27 protein-coding genes are annotated in these 25438 nt (G+C 49.9%); 23 read left to right on the forward strand and 4 right to left on the reverse strand.

Annotated elements, in window-relative coordinates; genetic code table 11:
- Positions 1 to 39 precede the first annotated feature (39 nt).
- The 18 genes from AC2UZI_RS06970 (at position 40) to AC2UZI_RS07055 (ending at position 16530) form a co-directional block, all read left to right on the forward strand.
- Positions 40 to 753, forward strand: coding sequence for a TerC family protein (locus AC2UZI_RS06970; RefSeq protein WP_486943084.1), 714 nt, complete (start codon positions 40 to 42; stop codon positions 751 to 753).
- Positions 750 to 875, forward strand: coding sequence for a hypothetical protein (locus AC2UZI_RS06975; RefSeq protein ID WP_486943085.1), 126 nt, complete (start codon positions 750 to 752; stop codon positions 873 to 875). Before AC2UZI_RS06970 ends, AC2UZI_RS06975 begins: the two co-directional genes overlap by 4 nt.
- A gap of 3 nt (positions 876 to 878) precedes the next feature.
- Positions 879 to 1829 (forward strand): hydroxymethylbilane synthase, encoded by a 951-nt coding sequence (gene hemC / locus AC2UZI_RS06980; RefSeq protein ID WP_486943086.1) that lies wholly within the window; start codon positions 879 to 881, stop codon positions 1827 to 1829.
- A gap of 2 nt (positions 1830 to 1831) precedes the next feature.
- Entirely contained in the window at positions 1832 to 2644 is an 813-nt protein-coding gene (locus AC2UZI_RS06985; protein ID WP_486943087.1) for a uroporphyrinogen-III synthase, read from the forward strand.
- A gap of 24 nt (positions 2645 to 2668) precedes the next feature.
- A complete protein-coding gene (locus AC2UZI_RS06990) occupies positions 2669 to 4246 on the forward strand; it encodes a uroporphyrinogen-III C-methyltransferase (RefSeq protein WP_486943088.1) in 1578 nt (525 codons plus the stop codon).
- Between the two features lie 9 nt (positions 4247 to 4255).
- Positions 4256 to 5746, forward strand: coding sequence for a heme biosynthesis HemY N-terminal domain-containing protein (locus tag AC2UZI_RS06995; protein ID WP_486943089.1), 1491 nt, complete (start codon positions 4256 to 4258; stop codon positions 5744 to 5746).
- 25 nt (positions 5747 to 5771) lie between these two features.
- Positions 5772 to 6311: an inorganic diphosphatase gene (ppa, locus tag AC2UZI_RS07000; protein ID WP_486943090.1), complete on the forward strand. Its 540-nt coding sequence runs from the start codon at positions 5772 to 5774 to the stop codon at positions 6309 to 6311.
- The gene (locus AC2UZI_RS07005; RefSeq protein ID WP_486943091.1) at positions 6311 to 7006 is read left to right on the forward strand and encodes a fumarylacetoacetate hydrolase family protein; all 696 of its coding nucleotides are present in this window, start codon (positions 6311 to 6313) and stop codon (positions 7004 to 7006) included. Before ppa ends, AC2UZI_RS07005 begins: the two co-directional genes overlap by 1 nt.
- A 269-nt stretch (positions 7007 to 7275) precedes the next feature.
- Positions 7276 to 7539 carry a Flp family type IVb pilin gene (locus AC2UZI_RS07010; protein WP_486943092.1) on the forward strand — a complete coding sequence of 88 codons (264 nt, stop codon included), beginning with the start codon at positions 7276 to 7278 and terminating at the stop codon, positions 7537 to 7539.
- Positions 7539 to 8831 (forward strand): hypothetical protein, encoded by a 1293-nt coding sequence (locus AC2UZI_RS07015; RefSeq protein WP_486943093.1) that lies wholly within the window; start codon positions 7539 to 7541, stop codon positions 8829 to 8831. Before AC2UZI_RS07010 ends, AC2UZI_RS07015 begins: the two co-directional genes overlap by 1 nt.
- Complete coding sequence (locus AC2UZI_RS07020; RefSeq protein WP_486943094.1) at positions 8831 to 9457, forward strand: TadE/TadG family type IV pilus assembly protein; 627 nt, start codon at positions 8831 to 8833, stop codon at positions 9455 to 9457. Before AC2UZI_RS07015 ends, AC2UZI_RS07020 begins: the two co-directional genes overlap by 1 nt.
- Complete coding sequence (locus AC2UZI_RS07025; protein ID WP_486943095.1) at positions 9457 to 10206, forward strand: hypothetical protein; 750 nt, start codon at positions 9457 to 9459, stop codon at positions 10204 to 10206. The genes AC2UZI_RS07020 and AC2UZI_RS07025 overlap by 1 nt, the downstream gene beginning before the upstream one ends.
- Positions 10203 to 11207 carry a Flp pilus assembly protein CpaB gene (gene cpaB, locus AC2UZI_RS07030; protein ID WP_486943096.1) on the forward strand — a complete coding sequence of 335 codons (1005 nt, stop codon included), beginning with the start codon at positions 10203 to 10205 and terminating at the stop codon, positions 11205 to 11207. Before AC2UZI_RS07025 ends, cpaB begins: the two co-directional genes overlap by 4 nt.
- Before the next feature lie 109 nt (positions 11208 to 11316).
- Entirely contained in the window at positions 11317 to 12705 is a 1389-nt protein-coding gene (locus AC2UZI_RS07035; RefSeq protein WP_486943097.1) for a type II and III secretion system protein family protein, read from the forward strand.
- Entirely contained in the window at positions 12692 to 14371 is a 1680-nt protein-coding gene (locus AC2UZI_RS07040) for a TadA family conjugal transfer-associated ATPase (RefSeq protein ID WP_486943098.1), read from the forward strand. Before AC2UZI_RS07035 ends, AC2UZI_RS07040 begins: the two co-directional genes overlap by 14 nt.
- Before the next feature lie 58 nt (positions 14372 to 14429).
- Positions 14430 to 15278, forward strand: coding sequence for a type II secretion system F family protein (locus AC2UZI_RS07045; protein ID WP_486943099.1), 849 nt, complete (start codon positions 14430 to 14432; stop codon positions 15276 to 15278).
- 2 nt (positions 15279 to 15280) lie between these two features.
- A complete protein-coding gene (locus tag AC2UZI_RS07050; RefSeq protein WP_486943100.1) occupies positions 15281 to 16153 on the forward strand; it encodes a type II secretion system F family protein in 873 nt (290 codons plus the stop codon).
- Entirely contained in the window at positions 16153 to 16530 is a 378-nt protein-coding gene (locus AC2UZI_RS07055; protein ID WP_486943101.1) for a hypothetical protein, read from the forward strand. Before AC2UZI_RS07050 ends, AC2UZI_RS07055 begins: the two co-directional genes overlap by 1 nt.
- Positions 16531 to 16551: 21 nt before the next feature.
- Here AC2UZI_RS07055 and AC2UZI_RS07060 read toward each other — a convergent pair whose 3' ends face one another.
- Both AC2UZI_RS07060 and AC2UZI_RS07065 read right to left on the reverse strand, forming a co-directional pair.
- Entirely contained in the window at positions 16552 to 17361 is an 810-nt protein-coding gene (locus tag AC2UZI_RS07060) for a BPSS1780 family membrane protein (RefSeq protein WP_486943102.1), read from the reverse strand.
- Between the two features lie 26 nt (positions 17362 to 17387).
- Positions 17388 to 18356 (reverse strand): homoserine kinase, encoded by a 969-nt coding sequence (locus tag AC2UZI_RS07065; RefSeq protein WP_486943103.1) that lies wholly within the window; start codon positions 18354 to 18356, stop codon positions 17388 to 17390.
- 282 nt (positions 18357 to 18638) lie between these two features.
- On the opposite strand from AC2UZI_RS07065, the gene dusA reads away from it, so the two are divergent.
- Positions 18639 to 19592 (forward strand): tRNA dihydrouridine(20/20a) synthase DusA, encoded by a 954-nt coding sequence (dusA, locus tag AC2UZI_RS07070; RefSeq protein WP_486943734.1) that lies wholly within the window; start codon positions 18639 to 18641, stop codon positions 19590 to 19592.
- Here the strand turns inward: dusA and AC2UZI_RS07075 are convergent.
- Positions 19589 to 20044 (reverse strand): CBS domain-containing protein, encoded by a 456-nt coding sequence (locus AC2UZI_RS07075; RefSeq protein ID WP_486943104.1) that lies wholly within the window; start codon positions 20042 to 20044, stop codon positions 19589 to 19591. The genes dusA and AC2UZI_RS07075 overlap by 4 nt on opposite strands.
- Positions 20031 to 21401, reverse strand: a complete 1371-nt coding sequence (locus AC2UZI_RS07080; protein ID WP_486943105.1) for a YihY family inner membrane protein — start codon at positions 21399 to 21401, stop codon at positions 20031 to 20033. Before AC2UZI_RS07080 ends, AC2UZI_RS07075 begins: the two co-directional genes overlap by 14 nt.
- 77 nt (positions 21402 to 21478) lie before the next feature.
- Here AC2UZI_RS07080 and AC2UZI_RS07085 point away from each other — a divergent pair, with 77 nt between their 5' ends.
- The 4 genes from AC2UZI_RS07085 (at position 21479) to AC2UZI_RS07100 (ending at position 25358) form a co-directional block, all read left to right on the forward strand.
- Complete coding sequence (locus tag AC2UZI_RS07085; protein WP_486943106.1) at positions 21479 to 21886, forward strand: DUF2069 domain-containing protein; 408 nt, start codon at positions 21479 to 21481, stop codon at positions 21884 to 21886.
- A gap of 12 nt (positions 21887 to 21898) precedes the next feature.
- Positions 21899 to 23365 carry a protein adenylyltransferase SelO gene (locus AC2UZI_RS07090; RefSeq protein WP_486943107.1) on the forward strand — a complete coding sequence of 489 codons (1467 nt, stop codon included), beginning with the start codon at positions 21899 to 21901 and terminating at the stop codon, positions 23363 to 23365.
- 79 nt (positions 23366 to 23444) lie between these two features.
- Positions 23445 to 24515 carry a chorismate synthase gene (gene aroC / locus AC2UZI_RS07095; RefSeq protein ID WP_486943108.1) on the forward strand — a complete coding sequence of 357 codons (1071 nt, stop codon included), beginning with the start codon at positions 23445 to 23447 and terminating at the stop codon, positions 24513 to 24515.
- Positions 24516 to 24530: 15 nt separating this feature from the next.
- A complete protein-coding gene (locus AC2UZI_RS07100) occupies positions 24531 to 25358 on the forward strand; it encodes a M48 family metallopeptidase (protein WP_486943109.1) in 828 nt (275 codons plus the stop codon).
- The last annotated feature ends 80 nt before the right edge of the window (positions 25359 to 25438 follow it).

Genomic DNA, 25438 nt, shown 5'->3' on the forward strand with positions numbered 1-25438 from the left:
TTATAAACTTGCTATACAACGTTCCCAATAAGGAAAAAAATGATCGAATTCTTTGAAATGCTCCATTGGGGAGCACTACTGCAGATAGTGATGATTGATATCTTGCTAGGTGGAGATAATGCCGTGGTTATTGCCTTGGCCTGTCGAAATTTAGATCATAAGAATCGGATGAAAGGTATCTTTTGGGGCACTGCAGGTGCAATTGGATTGCGCGTTATTTTGATCTTTTTTGCCTTAAGTTTATTGGGTATCCCCTTCTTAAAGATTGTGGGGGCCATATTACTTGTTTGGATTGGTTTAAAGCTATTGATGCCAGATGACGGTCATCATGATGGGATACAAGCCAGCTCTTCCGTTTGGGCCGCAGTAAAAACCATTCTAGTGGCCGATTTTGTGATGAGTTTAGATAACGTGATTGCTATTGCAGGTGCTGCTCAAAATGTGCAAGCGGATCACCAAATGGGGTATGTCATTTTTGGTCTACTGCTAAGCGTACCCATTATTATCTGGGGTAGTACTATCGTCTTGCGTTTAATTGACCGTTTCCCTATTGTTGTTACACTGGGCGCAGGTCTATTGGGCTGGATTGCCGGAGGCATGCTGGTAACGGATGTTATTGTCGAACGTCAATTCGGTGTCATACCAAATGGGTATAAAATAGCAATAGAGCTAGGCCTTGCTGTCTTGCTCGTTGTCGTCGGCAAATGGATGGCCAGACGCAAAACATTAGCTAAAGAAAGGATTACATCATGAGTTTTTTACGCAACTCAGATCGAAAAAAACACGAATCAGGCCTGTCTCTGTTACAGGGTCTTGGTATTCTTGCTGTTATCGGCATTGTCGGCGCTGCCATCGCACGCTATTTTGCAGGTTAAGTAATGTCGTTAGCAACACCAGAAACCTTGGTTATCGCCACGCGAGCAAGCCGTTTAGCCATGTGGCAAGCCGAGCATGTTCGCGATCGTATTAAGTCCTTGTACCCACAGTGTGACGTGCAGTTGTTAAGCATGACAACACGTGGCGACCAGATCCTCGATAGAACGCTTTCTAAAGTGGGTGGAAAAGGCTTATTTATCAAAGAGCTTGAATTGGCCTTGTTAGATGGTAGGGCCCATTTAGCGGTGCATTCGCTAAAAGACGTGCCGTTTGACTTACAGCATCCCTTTGCGCTGCCTATCATTTTAGAACGAGGGGATCCTCGCGATGCGTTCGTGTCTCCTACGTATGCGCAGCTTTCCGACCTACCTGAGGGTGCGGTCGTCGGTACCTCTAGTTTGCGACGCGAATCACAAATTCGCGAGCGCTATCCCCATCTCAATGTCACCCCCTTGCGCGGTAACCTAGATACGCGTTTGGGTAAATTAGATAAGGGTGAGTATGACGCCATTATTTTGGCTGCTGCGGGTTTAGAGCGCCTTAATTTAGGTGAGAGAATTCGTTCGTATTTGTCGTGTGATGACAGCTTACCCTCGGCTGGCCAAGGGGCGTTGGGCATTGAGGTGTTAGAAGAGCGTACGGATGTGGCACAGTGGTTAGCCCCGCTAGCATGCCCGCTATCCACCAGTCGAGCGTTGGCTGAAAGGGCCGTTTCGCGAGTATTGGGCGGTTCGTGTCAAGTACCCTTAGCCGCATACGCCGAATTAGCGGAAGATCAAATCCGTATCCGAGCGTTTGTGGCAGAGCCAGACGGTACACGTGTTATCCGCGCACAGACCACTGGGGCTGTCTCTCAAGCTGAAAAACTAGGTGAGCAAGTGGCTAACGAGTTGTTAGCTAATGGTGCCCGCGACATACTTTCACGTTTAGCGATCGAGAACGCACAGGAATAAGCGTGACAAAAGCTGCACCGGTCGTTACAGCAGTGCTAACCCGTCCTGAAGGACGAAATGATGCCTTGGTGGAGGCACTGCTAAAGCGGGGGGTAAGCAGCTTGGCACTGCCCGCTTTGCAGGTAGAGGCGATGGACTTTTTTGATGTAACGATCCATCATCCTTCCTTATATGACGCCGTAGTATTTGTGAGTAGTAAGGCCGTAGAGTGTTACTTAACAGCACTACAGAAGCAGGCGATAGCATGGCCACAGGGCGTTTACGCGGCCACGGTTGGGTCAGCATCCGCCTCAAGGCTTTATCATTTTTCTGGTTTAAGCTCTGACGTAATCGTTCATCCTGACGAACACGATCCCAATCAAGATTCTGAAGCCCTTTGGGCACAACTGACACGTCGTCAGTTGCGTTTCAAACGCGTACTAATTATACGGGGGCAACAGGGGCGTGAATGGTTAGGCGCACGATTTGAAGCCGATGGGGCTCAAGTTGAACGAGTCGCTGTTTACCAGCGAGTGCCGTCAATTTGGTCAGAACAGCAGCGTGTAGCCTTAGAACAAGCACTTTTAAGCGATACTTGTGTATTCTTATTAACGAGTTCTGAAAGTGTTTGCGCTATGATTCAAAATATTGTGCGTTTTGGTTTGGAAATACCTTGGGCCAAGGCGCGTTTTGTAGCGATACACGAACGTATCGCTGAACGACTACAATCAGAGCACCTAGCATTAGGCTTATCCCAAGCGACGATGCTTTTTCGGTCTTCGCCTAGCGTCGAGTCGATGTGCGATGCCATCGTAGACGCTGCAAGAGCCAATTAGTCTTTATCGGATTACAATCTTGCTATGACAGATAAAACAGATAAGAAAACAGAGACTGGAAAAAACGTACAGGTCGAAACCACAGTGAAACCTGAGCGAGATCCTGTTGCAAATCCTAAGCTTCCTGAAAAAGAAGCGGCTAAGACCGCTTCTGCAGAGGACATTGCCCCAAAATCCGAACCTGCAGCGCCTATGCCTCCTCCAAAAAACTCAGAGAAAGCGGTTGAAAAGCCCAGTCAGTCAGGTGGAGGTCGAGGTGCACCTCCCTCCGGTCCAGCGCTTGGCGTCGCACCCGGCGGCTCTAAAAAAGCGAAATCGGCTGCGGGCCCGGTGTTGGTCACTGCAGTGGTGGTAGCGGCCTTGGCAGGGGCGACTATTTGGTATTTGCACCAGCAAAATCAGCGTCATAGTCACGATTTACAGCAGCAGTTACAGGCAAATATACGCGCCAGTAATCAGGCCAACGAGAAAGCCGAGCGGGCATTATCGCAACTACAAGCTCAACAGCAACGCTTACAAGCGCTCGAACGTAGTTTGGCAAGCTCACAAGAGCAGACCGCTGACTTGCACCAAGCCTTTCAGACCTTGACCGATGCTGGAACAGAAGTGGTCTTGCTGAATGATATTGATCACCTCGTTACCATTGCTCAACAGCAGTTATTGTTGGGCGGCAACGTGGCGAATGCCATTGTTTCATTAGAAACGGCCCAAGCACGTTTAGCTCGAGCCAATAGGCCCACTTTAGCGTCGTTGCAGCAAACCATAAATGGCGATCTTGATCGCTTGCGGGCTTCCTCAACGACCGATGTGGCGAGCTTGTCCCGTCAATTAGAACAGTTGGCTGACCAGCTTAGTAGCGCACCACTTTTGATGCCAGATGACGTGCACCTGTCATCCCAAGACAAGGTAGAGAGTAATGCATCAGCATTCAGTGCCGAATCGTCGGCCTCATTAAATGATAACAACCCAGATGCCCCTTGGTGGGAGCGAACGGCTTCAACAGCGTGGCATTGGGCGGGGCAGGGTTGGGCCGCAGTACGTCACGACTTAGGTGAGTTTATTACCGTTCGTCGCGTTGATGACGCCTCGGCGTTGTTAATGTCTCCCGAACAAGCGAATCGTTTTCGTGACAGTTTAAGGTTGCGAGTTAGCTCGGCTAAGCTAGCGTTGATGACAAACCAGCCTAGCGTTTGGAAAGCAGAAACGGCGGCGATTGTGAATGCATTAGAGCAGCGTTTTGATTCGCGCTCGTCTGCTACGGCTTCCGCGCTGCAAAATGCAGTGGCGCTTAGTCAGATCGATATCACGACCGAGCTTCCGAGCCTTGATAATAGCTTGAGTGCGATCGAGGCTTTGCTGCAAGCTAAGGGAACGACGGCACCTGATGCATCTCACTCAGGTGCAACCGAGCCCGAGCAAAGCTCCCCTGACTCCAACGAGACAGAAGCTGAGCCGGTCGAGCCCGAGCAGCTTGACCCGCAAACAGAGGAGCAACCAGCAGAAGCGACTGACGACAGCGCAACGCAAGACGATAATGTGCAGGCTGGAGCATGGCTAACGCCAACCACTGCATTACATGCAGGTTTAGCAGTTCATCTATAGGAATTAGCAATGAGAACTTGGTTTTGGACTGTTATTTTATTGGTCGCCGCCGTTGCTCTTGCTTTGGTACTGCGTGATCATAATGGCAATGTAGTGATCGCAGCCCCACCGTATCACGTGAGTTTTTCACTCACGTTCGGGGTGCTTAGTGCACTAGCGATCTTCTTTGGTATCTATGTTTTTATTCGTTTTTTAGCATGGGTAAGCGGTGGCCCGCAGCGGTTTCGTTTATGGCGCGGTCGACGAGAGCAAAAGCGTGATCGTGATTTACTTGAGAAAGGATGGTTAAACGTTCTCGAAGGGCGATACGAGCAAGCAGAAAAAGACTTGTCTAAACTGTTGGCGAGAACACGATCTAAAAGTAGTAAGGTTTTAGCGGGGCTGGCTGCGGCTCGTGCGTCACATAACTTAGGTGAGTATCAGCGCCGAGATGAGGCTTTGGCATTGACTGCAGACATTGCAGAAAGTGATGTGCGGTTAAAGGTCGCTGCAGCGACAGCGGCTGCAGAGATGTATGTGGATCAAGGACAATCGCAGAAGGCGATTGATTTATTGCAGCCATTGCAAGATGCAAGCTCTCGTTATTTTCATACCACGCGATTGTTACTTCGTGCTTACCGCCAACAAGGCGAGCACGAGCGGGTGTACGAGCTTACGCGAGTGTTATTAAGGCGCAGCGCTATCGATAAAACAGAGGCGCTGGATGCTATTCAGTCTGCAGCGGCGGCTCGCATCGCGGCGGGTGGGCCCGAGCAATTTAAATCGCTGTGGGGCGATTTACGTTCGGATGAAAAAACGCTTCCTTTGGTCGCGCTAGCGGCGGCTAAGGTCAAAGAGCAAGCCGAAGAGTTTGATGAAGCGGCCCGCATACTTGAAGCTGCCATTACGGTACATTTCGATCCCGCATTAATACAAGCTTATGCGCAATGCCCACCAGAATACTATTCACGTCGTCTGAGTAAAGCAGAAGAATGGTTACGTAAACACCCCCACGACTCCGTGTTGCTAGCGGCTCTAGGCCAATTATGCTTGACGGGCCAGCTTTGGGGACAAGGCGAACATTATCTTAAGCGCAGCATGAAAATTCGCAACGATATGCGTATTCATGCGTTGCTAGGCAACTTGTATGATGGTTTAGGTCGTACTGACGAAGCGATAAAACATTGGCGTTTATCGGCATCGGTCGCAGGCTCATTATCCTTGTTAGCCACCAGCCGATCGTTACCCGCTGCCGACACTAGCGATGATCCCACCTTGGTTCATAGCGCTTATGTGGCCTCTAGCGAAGTGGCTTTTCAAACGACTTCTCGTCAACCCATTGCCGCCAGTGCGGCCGATTACCAGCACGAAGAAAGCTCGTTAATCATAGAACCACCCGTTTCCAAAGATGTGATTACGGAAGTGGCGAGTGAAAGCGACGACGATTATTTTGACTCGGCTCCTATCCCTGGGGTCGACACATCCATAACCTCCGATCGTCCTGCGCGTCGGAACGATTAATTACTGTTTATTTTAAGGTTCTTGCATGAGCTTAGATCGTATTACCCCCGGAGAAAATGCTCCCGAAGAGTTCAACGTTATTATCGAAATCCCGATGAACTCCGATCCCGTAAAGTATGAAATTGATGACGAGAGCGGTGCGGTATTTGTTGACCGTTTTATGTTAGCGGCCATGCATTACCCCGTGAACTATGGTTATGTTCCCAAAACCATTTCGGAAGATGGTGATCCCGTAGACGTGTTGGTTTTATCTCCTTTTCCCATCAATGTGGGTGCTGTAGTTAAGTGCCGTGTTGTAGGGGTATTGCAAATGGAAGACGAGGCAGGTGGTGATGCTAAAGTGCTCGCCGTGCCTGTGACAAAACTGTACCCTCCCTATCGTCACATTAATACGCCTGACGATTTGCCTGAAGAAGAGCTAGCTCGCATTAAGCACTTCTTCGAGCGTTACAAAGACTTAGAAAAAGGTAAGTGGGTAAAAGTGAAAGACTGGGAAGGCCCTGAGGCGGCTAAGCAAGAAATCACAAGCAGCATTGCTCGTTACGAGCAATCTCGCAAGGCCTAATGAACTGGGCCATCAAGCCGCAAGCTCCCGCCGAACTTGCGATTGCGAGCCGTAGCGAGCTGTTCCCCATACACCGCATTTTTTGTGTAGGGCGTAATTACGCCGAGCACGCAGTTGAAATGGGGCACAGTGGTCGCGAAGCGCCTTTCTTCTTTACCAAACCAGCGCATGCTGTCTTTGCATTGTCAGAATCCGAAACGACTGACTGGCCTTATCCGTCAAGCACACATGACGTGCACCACGAGGTAGAGCTGGTGGTGGCTTTGGGATCAGGCGGAACAGACTTAAGCATTGAGCAGGCTCAGCAAGCCATTTGGGGGTTTGCTGTAGGTATCGATATGACCCGTCGCGACCTGCAGGCTGAAGCAAAGAAGTTAGGGCGGCCTTGGGACACAGCTAAAGGCTTTGATTATGCTGCTCCGATGGGGCCTCTCTATCCTCTAGAGCAAGTGTCGTCCTTTAGTGCCGGATCGATTCTTTTGTACGTTAACGATAGCTTGCGACAGCAAGGTGATCTTTCGCAAATGATCTGGTCCGTGACGGAGACCATCGCCTATCTTTCCACCTTATATGAGTTAAAGGCAGGCGATTTAATTATGACTGGCACCCCAGCCGGAGTCGGCGCAGTCACAAAAGGCGATCGGTTACGAGCAGAGGTCCAAGGCTTTAAACCGCTAGAATTGCGAGTTATTTAGCGTCTTTATTCTTACACGCTCCTGTTAGAGAGAAACCCGCTTACTAAAGCTGTTACAGCTTAGTGTAAGTGGGTTTTTTATTGGCCGTCACATCGAACATCGGTGCTTACTTTTATGTTTTCTAGCCAGTTTTGTTCCCGTCCTACTTTTTGTAAAACGTAAGTTTTTCTGCTGCATATCGTGCCCAAGATGTTTTGATCTAGCTCGGCTTCTCCGAATTGTGGCCGCTGATGTTGCCGTGCAAACTAGGTGCTTTTTAGGAGAGGCATATGCGTTTGCATTTACGTCAGCGGGGACAGGGTATGGTCGAGTACGTCATTATCGTAGCGTTGGTAGCGGTGGCTTCCATCGCGGTCTTTCAGCTCTTTGGTCAAGTGATACGCTCACAGACGGCGGCGATGGCCCATGAGCTTGCCGGAGAGGACGGCACTCGATTCAGTGAAGTCGCAGGAGGGGCGGCGGCCGCTGCCGGAGCGCAGTCAGCAGCGAAAAACTTACAGTCCTTCACTGGCAACGCTAGCGCGGGTAACTGATGAATCACGGGCCTCGTCTGCAGTCGGGTCAAGCCGTAACGCTGGCGGTGATTGTGATGGCGTTAATACTGCTCGCCATGACACAGTTCTACAAGCTAAGTGGTACCGCGACCGATCGTATGCGCCAAACAAGTAGCACAGATATGGCTGCTTACAGTGCGGCCTTAGTACAGGCCCGTGCCTTAAATTACATGGCTTATCTAAATAGAGCTTACGTCGCTCATCATCTTGCGACGGCTCATATGTTGAGCTTAGCTTCGTGGGGTAATTTTGCAGCCCAAGAGGCCATTCAGTTAGGGAGGCGAAACCCTCCGGCCTCGGTGATTTCAATGATGTTTGGTCCCCCGCATGGCATTGCCTATCGGCAAGCAGCAGATGCCAGAGCCCTTCGGTTGAACGGTCACTTGGAAGCGCCACTCGTTCAAGCGCTAACGGCGCATCAGCGTTATAGCAATCACACGTTTCTCGCTCTGCAACAAGCGCTCGTACACCATTTTAATAGTGAGGCGCGAGAAGCCGCCCACCTTGTATTGGCTGAAAACATGGGTCATAAGGCATTAGGCGATGGCGTTGATGTGCAGATTGAGCTGAGTTTGGAAAAACCGTTTAACACCTTAGCCATTAATAGTTTTGTTGCGGACTGGTTGCATAGCACAAGTCAACAATACGAGTTTTTAAAACCGCGTAATCGAACAGCTTATAACTGGTGGTCGGTCAGTAAGCGTTGCCCTCATTTGCGCCATCAACTGCGACGCAGGGGACGTACGACGCTCGACCGTGATGGGCGTTGGGCAAGTGCTGATACGCAGTCGTATCACGCCTTACGATCGAATCGATGGATTCTTTGCTATTACCGCGAGTACGAAATGGGCTGGGCATGGATACCTACGACAAATACGCAAATTATTGATGCGCCCACAGTGGATAGCCCACCAGAGAATTTTTCGAATCAAGCCTTTTGGCGATGGGTTGAGGCCGTGGGTAAGTGGGATATTCATACCGGCGTCTCTAACCCCATGGCTTCATCTCGCGCACGAGCTCAACGGATGCGTTTACCGAGCTCGCGTTTGGTACCCGTGACGGTGTTAAAGGAGCAAGTAGAGGCGGTTTCTGTGGCCTTGCAGGTCAGTAATAAAACCTTAAGCCCCAATATTCACACTTACGCCGCAGCCCAAGCGTACTTTGCGCACCCTGATTTTAGGAATGAAAAGTCCAATGTGTTTAACCCGTACTGGCAAGCGCGTTTGGTGCCAGCTAATGAGCTGAAGCTTACGCAGGTAAAGGGGTCCTGATGCAACGAGGTCAAGCGATGGTTGAGCTTATTATTTTATTGCCATTGTTGCTGTTATCGGTGATGGCGGCGCATTGGCTGTTAAATCTACAGTATCAAAAGTCCACTTTACAAAGTAAAGCGGCCGAGTCGGCTTGGTTGTTGACTCGTTTGGCCTCCGCCGATGTCGATAAACACACACCACTTCAGCGTCTTTCCTCGCACAGCAAGGTGCATTCAGCGCTAACAGGACATGCTTTTAACTTACTTCGTTTTGACCCTACCTCAACGATCGCTTTAGGGCTTTCCGAAGAACTGAGTACAACGGATAAGGGGAGGGCTTATCGAGTCGGTCACAGTCAGAGACTTGAGTCGGCCACTTTTACTTCCCCATTATTGACCCAGTCTCATGTGATTATCTCCGGCGCTGGTCATGCTGTGGCACCGCAATGGACACGTCGTCGTATCGCTAGTAGCGAACAGCTTTGGGCCGAAGCGCACCGTCATAGTACGCAAGTAGGGCGGGTTATTACTCGTTATAGCGCGCCGGTCGATAGTGCATGGCGTCGTGCTGGACCTGATTTTGATTGGCTCACGCGTTGGGAAGATTCGATTCCCACTCGCTATCGTTCTGGTGGGAAACGCTGATGCGAGTATTGCGCCGTTGTGTCGTTTATTTAGCACGAGGGATTGTTGTACTTGTCTGTGCCGTGCCCACGTCTAATGCCAGTGATGCGCTGCAAGACAGTCGGCCATGGGGAAGTCACAAGCAAATGGTCACGCGTTTTACTCAAAGCATAGGGCAACATGCCTCGTTTACGAACACGGTCGATGTCATGAACCTAAACGGAGAGCGACTTAGTGCTAGTAACGTAACCGTAGCTGGTATTACGCCTTTGTCGTTGGCACGGCATTTACAACGTGAGTTTCCTGCTTTAACTCAGCTTGAGGTCGCCGAGAATCGACTAACGCTTAGCGGGCAGCAGGGGCTGACACATTGTCTGATTCAACTGGAATCCGTTGACTGGAATCGACAGAAAATAGTGCTTAGCTGTGTCGATACCGGAAAGATTCAAGCTCAGCCGCTTATCCGACGCACAGGGCTAAACGTGCTGTGGGAATGGCGTGAACAGCACCCAGGGCAATGGGTGACTCAACAAATTATAGAAATCAATGCGAAAGATCGAGAATCCGCCACTTCAATGTTGATTCCCAGTTTAGAAAAGGAAGGTTGGAGTGTGAACCAAACTGTGAATGGCTTTGCGGCTCGCCATGGACAACGTCATCTTGTGCTCGGTTATTTGGACTCTAAGGAATGGAGGCAGACGGCCTACCTTATTGATGTACGTCCAGACGTTGATATCTCTTCAGATTTTATGCAGATAGGTCAGAAATGAATTTTAGAACCATGGTCAGTGCATTGTTTTCTATGCAAGGGGTGCTGATTCTTATTTCTTTGCTTTGTGCTGGTTTGGCGGCATGGACAGGAAGTCGCTACTTGCAAACGAAAGTGCAAGAGCTGGAATCTCAGGTTTCGTCGTCTCAGGTGCAGCGTGTGGTTGCCGCACACACTCTGGCTGCGGGCACCGTTATTGATTCCACGCATTTAGCGTTGCGAGATTTTCCTTTTGAAAGCGTAAGTAGCGATAGCGTTTTAGCAGAACAGTATCTTCGCCTTGAGGGGCAGGTACTCAGTTACGCCTTGAAAGCGGGAGATTTGATCTTGCCCGCGCATTTGGCCCCACTTCCGCTTGAAGCATTCTCTGGTGTGCTGAGGGAAGGGCGTCGAGCGATAACCATCCCGGCCGATGCCTTAAGCTCTGTAGCTGGGCTGGTTCGTGCCGGAGACATCATTGATGTGTACGTATCGTTTGACTATCAACGACGGCGAGTTACTGCGCCACTTCTTCAGCGCGTGCGGGTTTTGGCGGTGGATCAAGCCAGTGATGTTTATGATCACGATGGAAATACCAATGTAAGTACGTTAACGCTGGAAGTCAGCCCTGAAGATGGTGTGACACTCCTAGCAGCTCGGCAAGCGGGCACCATAACGGCAATGTTGCGCCATCCCGGTGATACAAAACTTAGCGATGCCGCCGTCCGGGGGGATTTGGCGGCGCTGCTGGGTATTGCGCAAGCTCCGGTGACGCGTAGACCTGCTACAGCTCCGATTATTTACGGAAATAAGGAAAGCCGGCGAGTACCAAGCTTGAATCCCACTGAAGCAGTAGCGAGATACCCGCGTGCGTTATTTACCTTGCCACAACATGCTTACAGCATGGTTCAGCCTCCAGCCTCTTCAGAGACGGATCACGGGATGGCCGACGAGGACGACCCCAATGGAGCTCAGGCTTTAGCCAATTTTGATATGGAACAACCTGTCTACGATGACTATTAAATTCTTATTTTGCAGCGTTAAGCAAACCCCTTTTTTGCGTACGTGGTTTTGCAAACCAGCTTTTGGCTTACTTTTGACGCTCGGGCTCTTTGTTGTCAATGGCAACGTCATGGCGGTGGTGACAGAGACGTGGAAAATGCAAGTTGGGGATATGCGGGTATTAAGTGTGCCAAATGTGGCCAGAGTGGCTGTGGGTGATGGGCATGTAGTTAATGCGGTAACGACGGACGAAAAAGAAGTCATCGTGTTTGCACGCAATGAGGGCACCAGCGCGGTTCAAGTTTGGACTATTGATGGATCACGCTCTGAGTACTTGGTCCACATTACTCCAGAAGGGGTACGACAAGCTAAAGCAGAGTTGCGACAGTTACTGTCAAAGATTCCGGGTCTAGAGCTGAGTGACGTGGGCGATAAGATTGTTGTAGAGGGAGCCCATTTACGTGATAGGCAGCGTGAACAGTTGCAGGCCTTAAGCCAGCGTTATCCGCAACTCTTAGACCTCAGTGACACACAAGGCTGGGATGACATGGTGCTGCTGGATGTACAGGTGGTCGAAGTGCCAAGAAATGCCATGCGAGATCTCGGTGTGCGTTGGGGCCAAGCGAGTGTGGGCGGGTTGAACGCGGGATTGGCATGGGAAGGTGCGGCATCTCGGTTTGAGGCTTTACCCGGAGAGAGGCCTTTTGAGACGCAAGGTGCAACGCGGGCGCTGGGCGGGTACTTTGGTCTAAACGCGTTATTGTCCGCGCGGGTTCACGCCCTCAGTGAGATCGGAGCTGCTACCGTGCTAGCCCAGCCGCAGCTTTTAGCCCGCAGTGGTACGACAGCAGAGTTCTTGGCTGGGGGCGAGGTACCTTACACCACGACCGATAGCAATGGGACAAGTAGCACGCAGTTTAAATCTTATGGGGTTTCGTTGCGTATTACGCCCCTTATTCAACGATCTGGAGCTGTGCGTTCTCAAATTGAGGTTGAAGTTAGCTCTATTGACCCGAGTCTGTCCGTGCCCAGCGGGCCGTCGCTAAAAACCCGAAGAACCGCTACTGAGTTTAATGTGCAATCTGGTCAAACCTTAGTGCTAGCAGGCTTCATATCACGTGAAGTCTCCCGAAACGTGGATCGTTTGCCGGGGCTAGGTCAGTTACCGGTTTTAGGAAAACTATTCAGCTCTGAACGCTTTAGGCGTAATGAAACTGAACTGGCAATTTTTGTGACGCCCGTTGTGGTGGATGCGAAGCATCCCGACATGCAACAGCGAGTGCATCGCGCCGAGGCGGTAATACATCAGCAGTTTGGCAGTGAAGATGTGTTGAACACGCCGATTCGGCATCAGGTGATGACGTCCGATCAAGAAAACTCAGCAGCACGACCCGATTGGGCTATGCCAGTATGGACGGCGGCTGAGTTCGCCCATCGTACAAGCTCAGATGCGGGCTTGAACGCCATGGCGCTTCCTGCTACGTCTGATTCTACGAGGACATCTCATGCTGAACCTTAAAGTCGAACATCAGAATGGTGAGGTGATGCACCGTTCATTGCAGGTGCCTTTCATGATTGGCCGTCAGGCTCCAGCAGAACTGTTGTTAAAGGGGTGGCGTATCGCTAAACAGCATGCCGAGCTTTTACGAATTGCTAATGACTACTTTATCAAAGACTTAGGAAGCTTAAGTGGCACGATGGTGAATGGCGTGCGTATCACAGAATATGGGCCTTTGCAGCCGAGTGACACGGTGGTCATCGGGCCTTGCCAAATTCATATTTTGTCGACGACGTTTGCCGATAACGTGGGTGATGAGAGACCAGTTGCTATTCCCGATACGGAGGCGTCGTTTGAAGCGATACAACAAGAGGACCCCCCCTTAAGCGTAACCGTTGCGAAGAAAGAGCCAGAATTTTCATCGATTGATGGAGCCGATCCTTATGTGTCCTATATCGGGCCACTGCATCATAAATTAGTTAACGCTCTGGATCTACGGCGTAAAAACTATCGGTCTGAAGCCGTGGACAGTCTGCGAGCACAAGCCGAGCGCTGCTTAGTCGATTTGATCGACTCCGAGCCTGACTTGGCCCCTGCGCTTTGTAGAACGACGTTATCAGAAAGGGTGGTCGATGAAGCGCTAGGCTTGGGTCCGCTAGAACTATTGCTGAGGGACGATAGTATCAGTGAAGTGATGGTGAACTCTCCATCCGAAGTCTTTGTTGAACGGGCAGGGCGTTGTGAACGCTCGACGTTGCAGTTCAGTAGTGAAACCGCTCTTTTAGCCGTGATCGATAGAATTGTTTCACCGTTGGGGCGCCGTATCGATGAAAGCTCTCCCATGGTCGATGCACGGCTTCCTGATGGATCACGCGTCAATGCTGTGGTCGCTCCTATTGCCTTAAAGGGGCCGACCCTAACCGTAAGAAAGTTTCCTCGCAATCGTTTGGCAGGGGGCGACCTGTTGGCGAAAGGCGCAATGAGCAGCGCTATGCTCGCTTTTTTAAAAGTGTGTGTGGAACATAAAAAAAATATCCTCGTGTCGGGAGGTACAGGCTCGGGCAAGACGACGCTATTGAATGTATTAACCGATTTTATTGGTTCGTCAGAGCGGATCATCACCATCGAAGATGCGGCGGAATTAAAGCTGGAACATGCAAACGTAGTGACCTTAGAGGCAAGGCCGGCGAACGTTGAAGGAAAAGGTTTAATCAGCATTCGGGATCTGGTGCGCAATGCGTTGCGAATGCGGCCCGATCGGATCGTGGTAGGAGAATGCCGTGGGGGTGAGGCATTTGATATGTTAGCGGCGATGAATACTGGGCACGAGGGGTCAATGACCACCTTGCATGCGAACTCGCCTCGGGAGGCGATGAATCGGTTAGAGACATTAATTATGCTGGCTGGAATGGATTTACCACTGACAGTGGTGCGCGATCACATTTCGGCAAGTATCAATATTATCGTTCAGCAAAGCCGGTTGAATAATGGGCGCCGTGTAGTGAGCTCTATTACTGAAATATGTGGGCAAGAAAGTGGTCGAATTCTGCTTCAAGAGCTGTTTCATGCCAAAGAGCACGAGGGAGACAGGGTGGAGTTTAATGCCAACGGATTATTTCCACAGAGCTTTGAAGCTCAAGCTAACGAGCTGTGTTCCGAGTGGTTTACCGCAAAAACGCTGGCATAACTGGATGGCCTCGACGAAAGGTCATAGTAAGCCACCGCACGTTTTCTTAGGTGTTTGAATGTTGTTTCTTCTTTTTATTCTATTAATCATTACGGCAGTTTCTTTGGCGTTGTATGTGGCGATGCCGTGGTCATTAGCGTCATGGATTAAGCGAAAAAGACAGCTTGATGTGCAGTCTAAAGAGGCGTTTGAAACCGTATTTTTGTTCTTCAGCTTAGCTTCCTTACGTACCGCATTAAGTGTCGCTTTAGGACTGAGTTATTTTCTGCTTGTAATTACCACTGGAAGTTGGCTGATTGCTTTGCTCGCCCCGACTGCACTGATGACGGCATGGCCTGCCTTACTGCGTGCAATACAAACAAAGCGCCAACGAAAAGTGTGCAGGCAACTGCCTGATTTTATTCAAGCGTTAGCGCTCAGTTCCAGAGCAGGATTGGGCGTGCAGACCGCTTTCATACAGCTCGTTCCGCGCTGTGCGAACCCCCTTCGTTCAGAGCTTGAGCTTTGTATAAAAGAACAGCAACTGGGTATTACGTTGCAGCAAACACTACAGAGTCTTTATCTGCGCGTCCCTCATGAGGGTACGCAGTTATTAGCCTCTAGTTTAACGATGGTGCAACGCAGTGGTGGACGTATTGCGGACATTCTGGAGCGATTGGCCTTAAGTTTACGTACCCAGCTTCATCTCGAAGACAAGGTTAAGGCGCTGACGGCACAAGCCACCTTGCAAGCTTGGGTTATGGCGGTCATGCCCTTGTTCATCGCCATGTCACTGAGTCTGATGCAGCCCGAGTTAATGCGTCCATTGTGGACTGAGTTTAGTGGGTGGGTAGTCATAGGCATTGTGTTGTTACTGGAGTTTGTCGGGTTGCGCTTACTCATCAAGATTGCGCGTATACAGGTATGACAATGCAAAATTTATGGTTCTATTTATCGGCGTGTTTACTGGCCGTAGCAATAAGTCTTTGTTTTATGGTGTTAACTCCCTATGTGGTGAAGTGGGTGGTTGCCATTGCTTCAAGATTGAAGCGAATGGAGTCAAACTGGACGCGTCGTTCTATTCAAAAAATAGGACGTAGGGCTTGGCATTATGTACCTTGGACAGCACGACGTCATCTGCGGCAGGTAATTCACGGCGATGAGGCTCAATATGTAATAGCTGCCCAACACATGCTGGGTAAGCAGGTGCTGATAGCGGGGTTAATGCCGCTAGGTTTTGTCGCTGTTCGATGGGTATTGGCACTAAAAGTAAATGTGTGGTGGGTTCCCGTCGCGGTGTTATTCGCCACCTTAGCGCCTTATTTACAGTATCGTTCGCAGCAACGTAAGTACCAGCGTCAACTTCGTCATCAATTGCCTTTTTTCCTTGATATTTTTGCGCTCTCTGTTGAAGCGGGTGCTGGCACGGTGTTGGCATTGCAAACCACTGCTGAAGCGTTGCCGGAAGGCTTATTGAAAAATGTCATCGAACGAACGGTGTTCGACATGCGTTCTGGACTCAGTCGTGAGCACAGTTTTAAAAAACTCGCTGTAGAAACAGGGGTCGACGAGATGGAGGCGCTAGCAAGCAGTATTGAGAATGCTGTGCAGATGGGGTTAAGTTTAGCGCCGGTATTAAGAGCACAATCGGATCAGTACCGCCAAGAGCGATTTTTGCGTGCAGAAAAGGCGGCGCTTGAGGCTCCGGTGAAAATGCTGTTCCCCATCGTTAGCTGCATTTTTCCTTGTACCTTTTTGGTGATTGCTTATCCCATCGTCCATCGTTTATTGAGTTCTTTTTAATGAAAAACGTAATGAGAGATGGGGCGCTAATTCAACCCGCTAGGTTAACGCAACTTCGTGTTCTGAAGGCGCGTAGCTTCAGAAGTCGATTGTTAGGGCTGCATGGCATTCCACTTCACGATCGACAAGATACGGTGCTTTGGTTGCCCGAGTGCCGGGCTGTACATAGTTTCTTCTTAACTAGTGTTCATACCGTTGTTTTCTTGGATGAACAGTATCACCTATTGAAAGGCCAGCAACTTATGCGGCCTTATGGCTATTACTACAGACGTAGAGCCACTCATGTGGTCGAGTTGCCCGCCGAGTTCCATGCGTATTCTGTTGATGTCCTACAAGCCGCTATTACTTCCCTACTTAAACGCGCTCGAAACATTTAACGAAATCATGTGTGCTGGCGATTAGTGATCGAGTTCGTTTTCGTTCACATTGGATTCGGCTTGTCTGGCCATGGCACTGGGGCCGAACACAGTTAAATAGATGGGATAAAAGCTGCAGTACAGCACCGCCATCAAGGCGAGGGTTACGGGTGTGCTGAGTAACTGTGCGCCGGATGGGCTTAAACCCATGGCTAATAGCAAATGCCCCAGCTTGTAGGTAAGGAAATACAGGCCTGCCCAGCATAAGCCGTAAACGATAAAAGGAAGCTTATTGCGCCAGCAGGCTACCATGGAATAGAAAAGCGCTTTTTTTATTGGAATGTGATGCCAGCCGACTAAGGCAGGAGCATGCCAAAAGATTGCTGAAATAAGAATATAAATCGCCGTAAACGTGATCATTGGTGCTCGCATCAGCGCAATGACGTCGGACTCAACTACCTGTCCTTCTTGAGGAATGGCGTTAAGAATGCCATCAACAAAGGGCAGGGTTGAAAGTAGACCTCCGGCCATGCATGCCAGCATATAGAGCAGCCCAAGTCGCAATAAAGGGCCCTTCACTTCAGCAGGTTTAATGGGCTTTAGCCACGCATTTAATGGCATGGTTTCGCCTTTAGCAATGCGATGACATGCGTTAAGGACGATAAATGTCAGCAGTGGTGTTGCGGTAATTAGCGCAATTTGTCCTAATACGGGTACGAGGTAGCTCAGGTTAATGAGCATGTTTGTGACTAGGCTCCAGAAGAACATAGCCATGGGTTGGCGTTTAAAAAGAAGCATGCCTTCTTTAACCCAAACCCAACCGTACGAAAGTGGCAATGTAGCTGCTTGCATGATGAATCTCTGAGGGTAAAACGGGATTAACCTAGTTTGGGTGCGCTATGAGCACGTCTTTCACGTAACACTCGTTCAAAGTGTCGAGGGTCGTGAGGCTTAAGCGTTTGCGCGGGTCTGGGTAAAAAGAAATCATAAAGTCGTGATATCCAGAAACGCAAGGCGGCTGCTTGCAATAGGTAGGGCCACGCCTCATGTTCTGCCTCGGTAAAGGGCCTGATTGAATGGTAGGCGCTTAACCAAGACTGTACTTTGTGAGTATCAAACTTACCCGTATTTCGATGGATGCACCAGTCGTTCACACTGACCGCTACGTCAAATAACCACGTGTCGCAGCCTGCAAAGTAAAAGTCGATGAAACCACCCATCACCGGCGCTTCACTTGTGCCTGCAAACAGCACATTGTCGCGAAACAAGTCGCAATGCGCAGGCCCAAAGGGTAAAGACTGGTAGACGTCAGAAGCAGCAAATTCGCGTTGCTCGTCCAGCACCGTCAACAGTAAGTCTTTTTGATCAACTGACAAAAACTCAAGTAAAGAGGGGGCTGTTTTTAGCCACCACTCTAAACCACGTAAGTTGGGCTGTTGAATATGAAAATCTTTGGCGGCTAGGTGCGTACGAGCCAAGGTGAGGCCTGCCAACGCACAGTGTTTTGCACTTGGGTCTGGCTCATACCCACCTGCTAGCCGGCTCACAATGGCAGTAGGTTTATTGTGTAAGGTCGTGAGGCGGCCACCGTTGTTTAGGGTTTGAGGTTGTGGAACAGGAATCCCTTTCTGAGCGAGGTGATGCATTAACTCGATATAAAAAGGTAATTGCTCGGCGGTGAGTACCTCAAACAAGGTCAGTACAAACTCACCCTTCGTCGTGGTTAAAAAGTAATTCGTATTTTCAATGCCAGCGGTGATACCGCGCAAACTGATCAGTTCGCCTATATTGAAGTTAAGCAATAGCCCGCGCGCGTCGTCATCGGTAACAGTGGTAAAAACAGCCATACTTTATGAATTTACGAGTAAAGGTAAGAATGCGCCTAATCTGGCGATCGAATCGCTAACTTTAACCTTTTTATAGCGTTGCTGCGAGAAAGTGGGGCCTATTCTAGTGAAAATAGGCTTGTTTTGGCGCTGAAGCACGTTGCTAGCGTAAAATACGTCTTTATTCGTTTTGTTTTGGTGAAGTTTTTTGTGACCGCTCCAATTTGCTCTGACTCTGTATCCTTACCCGCCAAGGGTGCGGCGCCCGATAGCTTAAGTCCTTGGGCGCTATGCGTAGCACCGATGATTGACGTAACGGATCGCCATTGCCGTTATTTCCATCGCCTACTCGCGCCCAAGGCTCGTCTCTATACCGAGATGATCACCACGGGTGCGTTGCAGTATGGGGATGTCGAGCGCTTATTGCGTTTTGATGCATCTGAAAACCCGATTGCGTTGCAATTAGGAGGCTCCGACCCCAGCGCGTTGGCTCTCAGCGCTAAATTGGGAGAGCAGTGGGGTTACGATGAAATTAACCTGAATTGCGGTTGTCCTTCCGAGCGCGTTCAAAAAGGTGCTTTTGGTGCTTGTTTGATGGCCGAGCCCGAATTAGTAGCAGACTGCGTCAAGGCCATGCAAGATGCCGTATCGATTCCGGTGACGGTAAAGCATCGTTTGGGCTTAGATTACATGGACAGCTATGACTTTGTCCGTGACTTTGTGGGGAAGCAGCATGATGTGGGTGTACGCGTTTTTATCGTTCATGCCCGAAATGCCGTGCTGAAGGGGTTATCGCCTAAAGAAAATCGAGATATTCCCCCTCTACGTTACGATTGGGCCCATCGTTTAACGCTGGATTTTCCTGACTCAATTTTTGTATTGAATGGGGGATTAGCAACGTGCGAGCAGTCATTAGACCAGTTACAGCGTTTTGATGGCGTAATGCTGGGCCGAGCCGCTTGGCACACACCGGGCGTGCTTAGGGAAATCAGTCAGCATTTATGGCCTACGCTTGCACATCAGCCAGACGAAGCGATCGTGCAACGTATGTTTAATTATGCGCAGCAATTGATTGCTGAAGGGCTGAATTTACGAATGGCTACGCGAGCGATGTTAGGTTGGCCGCACGGTAAGCAAGGGGCAAGAAAATGGCGGCGCACCTTGTCAGATGCGCCAACCATGAATACTAACGATCCCGCGGTATTGTTAACGGCATGGGAAGAGCTAAAACAGGCCCAGTCGCTTGCAACGGATTAAGCAGCACCTTCTTGGTCACTTGGCCAGTCGCGTATATACGCCTTAAGCATCCGGTTCTCAAACTGTTGCGCCTCTACAATGGCTTTTGCCATATCGTAGAACGAGATAACCCCCATGAGGGTAGGCCCATCCATGACGGGCATGTATCGAGCATGTTTAGCGAGCATTAAGCGCTGAACTTCGTCTGCGCTTGTGTTGGGCGTGACACTAACCGGAGCGTCATCCATGATGGCACGGACCGTTGTTTGTTCGCTGCTTTTATTTGAATGATGAATGTGCCGAATTAGCTCGCGGAAGGTCAACATACCTACCAGTTCCCCATGCTCCATAACGACTAACGAGCCCACATCTTGTTCGCTCATGATTTCTATCGCTTTTTTTATGAGAGTGTCCGGTGAAGCCGTATACAGGATATTCCCTTTGACCCGTAAGATTTCACTAACTTTTAACATGTGATGACTCCTGAACAGTGCTAAGGGGCGTACTTAGCGTGGTTTCTAATGATTTTGATAATTGGTTAAGGGTTTCAGGGGACTGAAATAATTGTTTTAAGCTTAAAGCTTGATTTCCCAATGTCGCGCTAAGCAATGCCATCATCGAGCAGGTCACGGGCTGATCAGCTTGTGTGCGGTTAATGAGGAAGCGATCGATTAACGGCGCTAAGACTTCGTTTTCTGTATTACACGTCAAAGCCCAACGTTCCACGTCGTTCTCAATGGTATTGGCAACGTAGGCTTCCTTCTTAAGTTCTGTTAATACGGCACTTAAGTCAGAGGGGTCTCGATGTAAGCGTTCACTTAATTCATCAAGGCTTAGGCCGATCGGTGTGCCGCCCTGATGGCGCCAAAGCTCGTACAGTAACGCAATGGCGTTAACAAAAGGGGCGCCGGAATAGGTGCGAGTGTAACGCTCTCGTTTACGTAAGTCGGGCAAAATGGCGACAACGGTTGCCCCCAGCAGTACGACCATCCACGACAAGTACATCCACATCAAAAAGATAGGAACCGTCGCAAACGCCCCGTAAATAAGCGTATAGGTAGGGAATTGCGTGATATAGAAAGCGAAGCCACTTTTCAAGACCTCTAAACAGAAAGCGGTGAACACACCACCCACCAACGCATCACGCCATAAGACTTGTCGGTTGGGGACATAGGCAAATAGGGCGGTTAACCCAATGACAGTGAGCAGAAAAGGTAGGTATGACAGGCCGAACCCGGTGATAAGAGGAAGATTGCCAATGTAGCCCAGTGATTCACGGGCTACCACCGAGCTTGCCCAAATACTGGCACCTGCCAAAATGGGACCTAAGGAAATAATGGCCCAATAAACAAGAATGCGTTGTCCGATTGGACGTTTTTCAGTCACTAGCCAAATATCGTTAAAGGTTTCATCAATCGTAGAGATCAACATGATTGACGTTACAATTAAAAATAAGCTACCGATTGCCGTCAGGCTTGATGCCTTTTCAGCGAACTGGTTTAAGTAGGACATTACCGTCTCAGAGACGGCGGCAGGCATTAGATTCGATGTTAAAAAAGATTCTAAGGCCCCTCTGAATTCGTTGAAAAGCGGAAAGGCCGTGAACAAGGCCAATACCACTGCCAGTAGCGGAACAATGGCCAGAATGGTCGTGAACGTAAGACTGGAAGCCACTTGTGTTAATTTACGCTCGGCAATACGCCCCAACATAAACGTTAACGTGCTTTTGGTGTCAGTCCACCAAGACGTCCCTGAAGCGTTAACTGAAACGACGGGGGCCTCGGCCGGTTTTGCTGGCTGGGTTTCTGGCACAGGTGTTTTCGTAGTCATAATAGGGCGTCACCGCTTTGTGAAACAAATTAAGGCCTTTACTGCCTTTATAGTTCGGTTCAGGTGATAATAACAGTATGGAACAACGATTGAATCCCGTATTACACCGAGTTGCAGCCTTCGCGTTACTCGCATTGATCATTTTATGCTTAGGGTGGGAGCTCTGGTGGGCACCCTTGCGCCCGGGCGGCTCTTATTTAGTCCTGAAAGTCATCCCGCTGCTTTTTCCACTTCGTGGGGTATTAAAAGGTAATTTGTATACCTTGCAGTGGTCATCCATGTTGGTACTACTGTATTTCATGGAAGGTTGCGTGAGAGCCTGGTCTGACCCCGACATAATGTCGGTCTATCTGGCCATGATTGAAATCGCACTTTCTAGCCTGTTTTATTTTTGTGCCATTTTCTATTTATGGCCGGCCAAGAAGGCGGCAAAATCGCGAGCGAAGTTGGCGAAAGCAGCGAAAAGCTCTGAACTTGACCATTAAGGTAAAACTACCATGTCATTGTCTTTAGACGAGCTTCGGGTTAGCAATTCTTTTGCAGAACTGCCTTCTGATTTTTACACCGAGCTGTCTCCCGAAGGATTGCGTAACGCTACCTTGCTGCATGTGAATGAAGCGCTGGGACAACAATTGGGGTTGTCCAAAACGCTCTTGCACAGCAAGGAAATGCTATCGGTTTTTTCTGGAAATGCGCCATTACCTAATGGTAGAACATTGGCCGCAGTCTATAGCGGCCATCAGTTTGGTGTGTGGGCAGGGCAATTGGGTGATGGTAGGGCGCACCTATTAGGAGCCTTACCCAGTGCATCAGGTCCTCAAGAATTGCAACTTAAAGGTTCAGGCCTAACACCTTATTCACGCATGGGCGATGGGCGCGCTGTTTTGCGTTCCTCAGTACGTGAGTATTTATGTAGTGAAGCCATGCATGGGCTGGGCATTGCCACAACGCGTGCGCTGGCCCTTGTTACATCTCCCGTTCCTGTGTATCGCGAAAGTGTGGAAACGGCAGCGATTGTCACGCGAGTGTCTCCTAGCTTCGTGCGTTTTGGCTCTTTTGAGCATTGGTTGGGTAAGCCCGAGCCGATGCGCCAGCTTTTGCATTACGTGCTTGAGCACTTTTATCCGCATATTAAACAGCAAAATAAGCTTGATGATGCGGGCCTAGCGCGCGAGCTGTTGCGTGAGGTTAGTGTTCGCACTGCCCAAATGGTCGCCGACTGGCAAACAGTGGGCTTTTGTCATGGTGTAATGAACACCGACAATATGTCCATTCTGGGCTTAAGCATTGATTATGGCCCCTTTGGTTTTATGGATGCCTTCAGGGTGAATCATGTTTGTAATACCACCGACAGGCAAGGCCGGTATGCATGGAACAACCAACCTTCTATGGCACATTGGAATTTGTTCCGCTTAGCCAGTGCGTTGACAACGCTGGGCGCAACGCCGGACCAACTGACCGAGAGCCTTGATGGCTTTGAGTCTGCTTTTTTAGAGCGCTACCATACGAATCTCGCTGCTAAGCTCGGGCTAAGCGAATGGATAGAGGGCGACAGTGCCTTAGTCGATAATTGGTGGCGCTTATTGCATTATGATCAAGCGGATTTTAGTTTAAGTTTTCGAGCCTTAGCGTGGGCTCCCGAGCAGCCGGATGACTTTATCTCTTTATTTAACGATAAAGATAAGGCCCGCGAATGGTTGGACGCCTATCAACATCGCTTATCGGCACAAAGCCTAAGTGTTGAGTCGCGTAGGGCGTCAATGAACCAAGCTAATCCTCTTTATGTGTTGCGCAATCACTTGGCACAAGAAGCGATCGATGCGGCAAAGAAAGGCGATAACTCGGTGATACGTGATTTGCTTAAAGTCTTGGCGGATCCGTACGTCGAACACGCAGGTTTAGAAGCGTATTCAAAACCACCACCTCCTGACCTTAGTTCAACGCCGTTAAGCTGCTCTTCTTGATGCGTCGGTTTTTACGATGCACGTCTGGTGCATTAGTGCAATAATTGCCGTTCTATCGGCTTGTTTTTGAAAATTGTTTATGTCTGCAAATACATTAGGAACACTGTTTCGCGTCACGAATTTCGGCGAGTCTCACGGACCGGCAATCGGCGCGGTGGTTGATGGCTGCCCACCCGGTCTGGACCTGTCTGTAGACGACATACAGTTCGAGCTTGATCGGCGCCGACCCGGTACGTCACGGCACGTAACGCAACGCCAAGAAGCCGATAAGGTTGAAATTTTATCGGGTGTGTACGAAGGGAAAACCACAGGCGCCCCGATCGCGTTGCTTATTCAAAATACGGATCAGCGAAGCAAGGACTACGGCAATTTGCTGGAAACATTCAGACCGGGTCACGCCGACTACACGTACTGGCGTAAGTACGAACATCGCGACCCCCGTGGGGGTGGCCGCTCATCGGCTCGCCTTACGGCGCCTACTGTCGCGGCGGGTGCTATTGCGAAAAAATGGTTAAAACAAAGCTTTGAAACAGAAATACGGGCCTACATGAGCCAGCTTGGCCCGATCGTGATTCCTTTTAAAAATTGGGAAGATGTTCCTAATAACCCTTTCTACGCCCCCGATGCATCGGTGGTTCCAGAGCTTGAGTCCTTTATGGACTCCTTGCGCAAAGACGGTGACTCTATCGGCGCGCGGATTGAGGTCGTGGCCGAACAGGTGCCCGCCGGATTGGGCGAGCCTATTTACGGACGATTAGACGCTGATATCGCCTATGCCATGATGGGCTTAAATGCCGTCAAAGGTGTTGAAATCGGAGCAGGCTTTGAAAGTGTGTCACAACGGGGTTCCGAGCATGGCGACGCGATACATCCCGATGGTTTCGAGACGAATCACGCGGGCGGTATCTTGGGTGGTATTTCCTCAGGTCAAGAGATCCGGGTATCCCTTGCTATTAAGCCCACCTCTAGCATCCGTATTAAGCGACCCTCGATTAACCAGCAGGGCGAAAGCGTAGAAGTGCAGACCTTAGGTAGGCATGATCCATGTGTGGGGATTCGAGCAGCTCCTATTGCTGAGGCCTTGTTAGCCATCGTTCTGATGGATCAAGCGCTACGTCAACGCGCACAGTGTGGTCACTGGCAACCCTAAAAGGAATACGTTTTCATGAAAAAACACTTTCGTTTTGGACGAACTTTAGTGGCAGGCGCACTTAGTGTGTCTTTATTAGCCAGTTGTGCAGCGGTTAACACGACGTCGAGCGGAGCGGTGGGCGTTGAGCGTAAACAATACATGTCCGGACTCGTCTCTGAGGCTGAGCTGAATCAAACGGCTGCCCAACAGTATGCGCAAACCATACAAAAAGCGCGCAGCCAGGGTGCCGTTGATGTCGATGCCGCGCAAACCAAACGTGTGCGTGCGATTTCCCAACGTTTAGTTCAGCAAGTGGGTGTATTCAGACCAGATGCCGCCAACTGGAACTGGGAGGTGCATGTTCTGAAGTCGGATGAGGTGAATGCCTGGTGTATGCCGGGTGGCAAGATGGCGGTCTACAGTGGGTTAATTCAAAAAATCAATGCGACGGACGACGAGCTTGCGGCAGTGATGGGCCATGAAATTGCCCATGCTTTGCGCGAACACTCCAGAGAACAAGTATCGCAGCAAATGGCGACAAACATTGGTTTATCCGTGTTGTCTGCGGTGATTGGGAACGCCGCCGTAGGAGACATGGGCTCGACCTTAACAGACGTGATGTTTACGCTACCCAATAGTCGCACTCACGAACTCGAGGCCGATCGGATTGGTGTTGAGCTAGCAGCTAGAGCCGGATACGACCCTCGTGCAGCCATTAGTTTGTGGAAGAAAATGGAACAACTCTCTGGTGCGGGCGGACCTCCCGAAATACTTTCTACGCATCCCTCGCCACAGTCTCGTATTGCAGACTTGCAAGTGGCAGCAGAGCGCGTTCTTCCTTTGTATCAGCAAGCCAAATAGTCTAAACCGTTAAATACGCCCGCTGCACCGCGGGCGTCATGCATTATTGAACAGACGTTTCAACTTAAGCTAGCAGTGAT

It is taken from the genome of Paenalcaligenes sp. DL 463 (assembly GCF_057475185.1).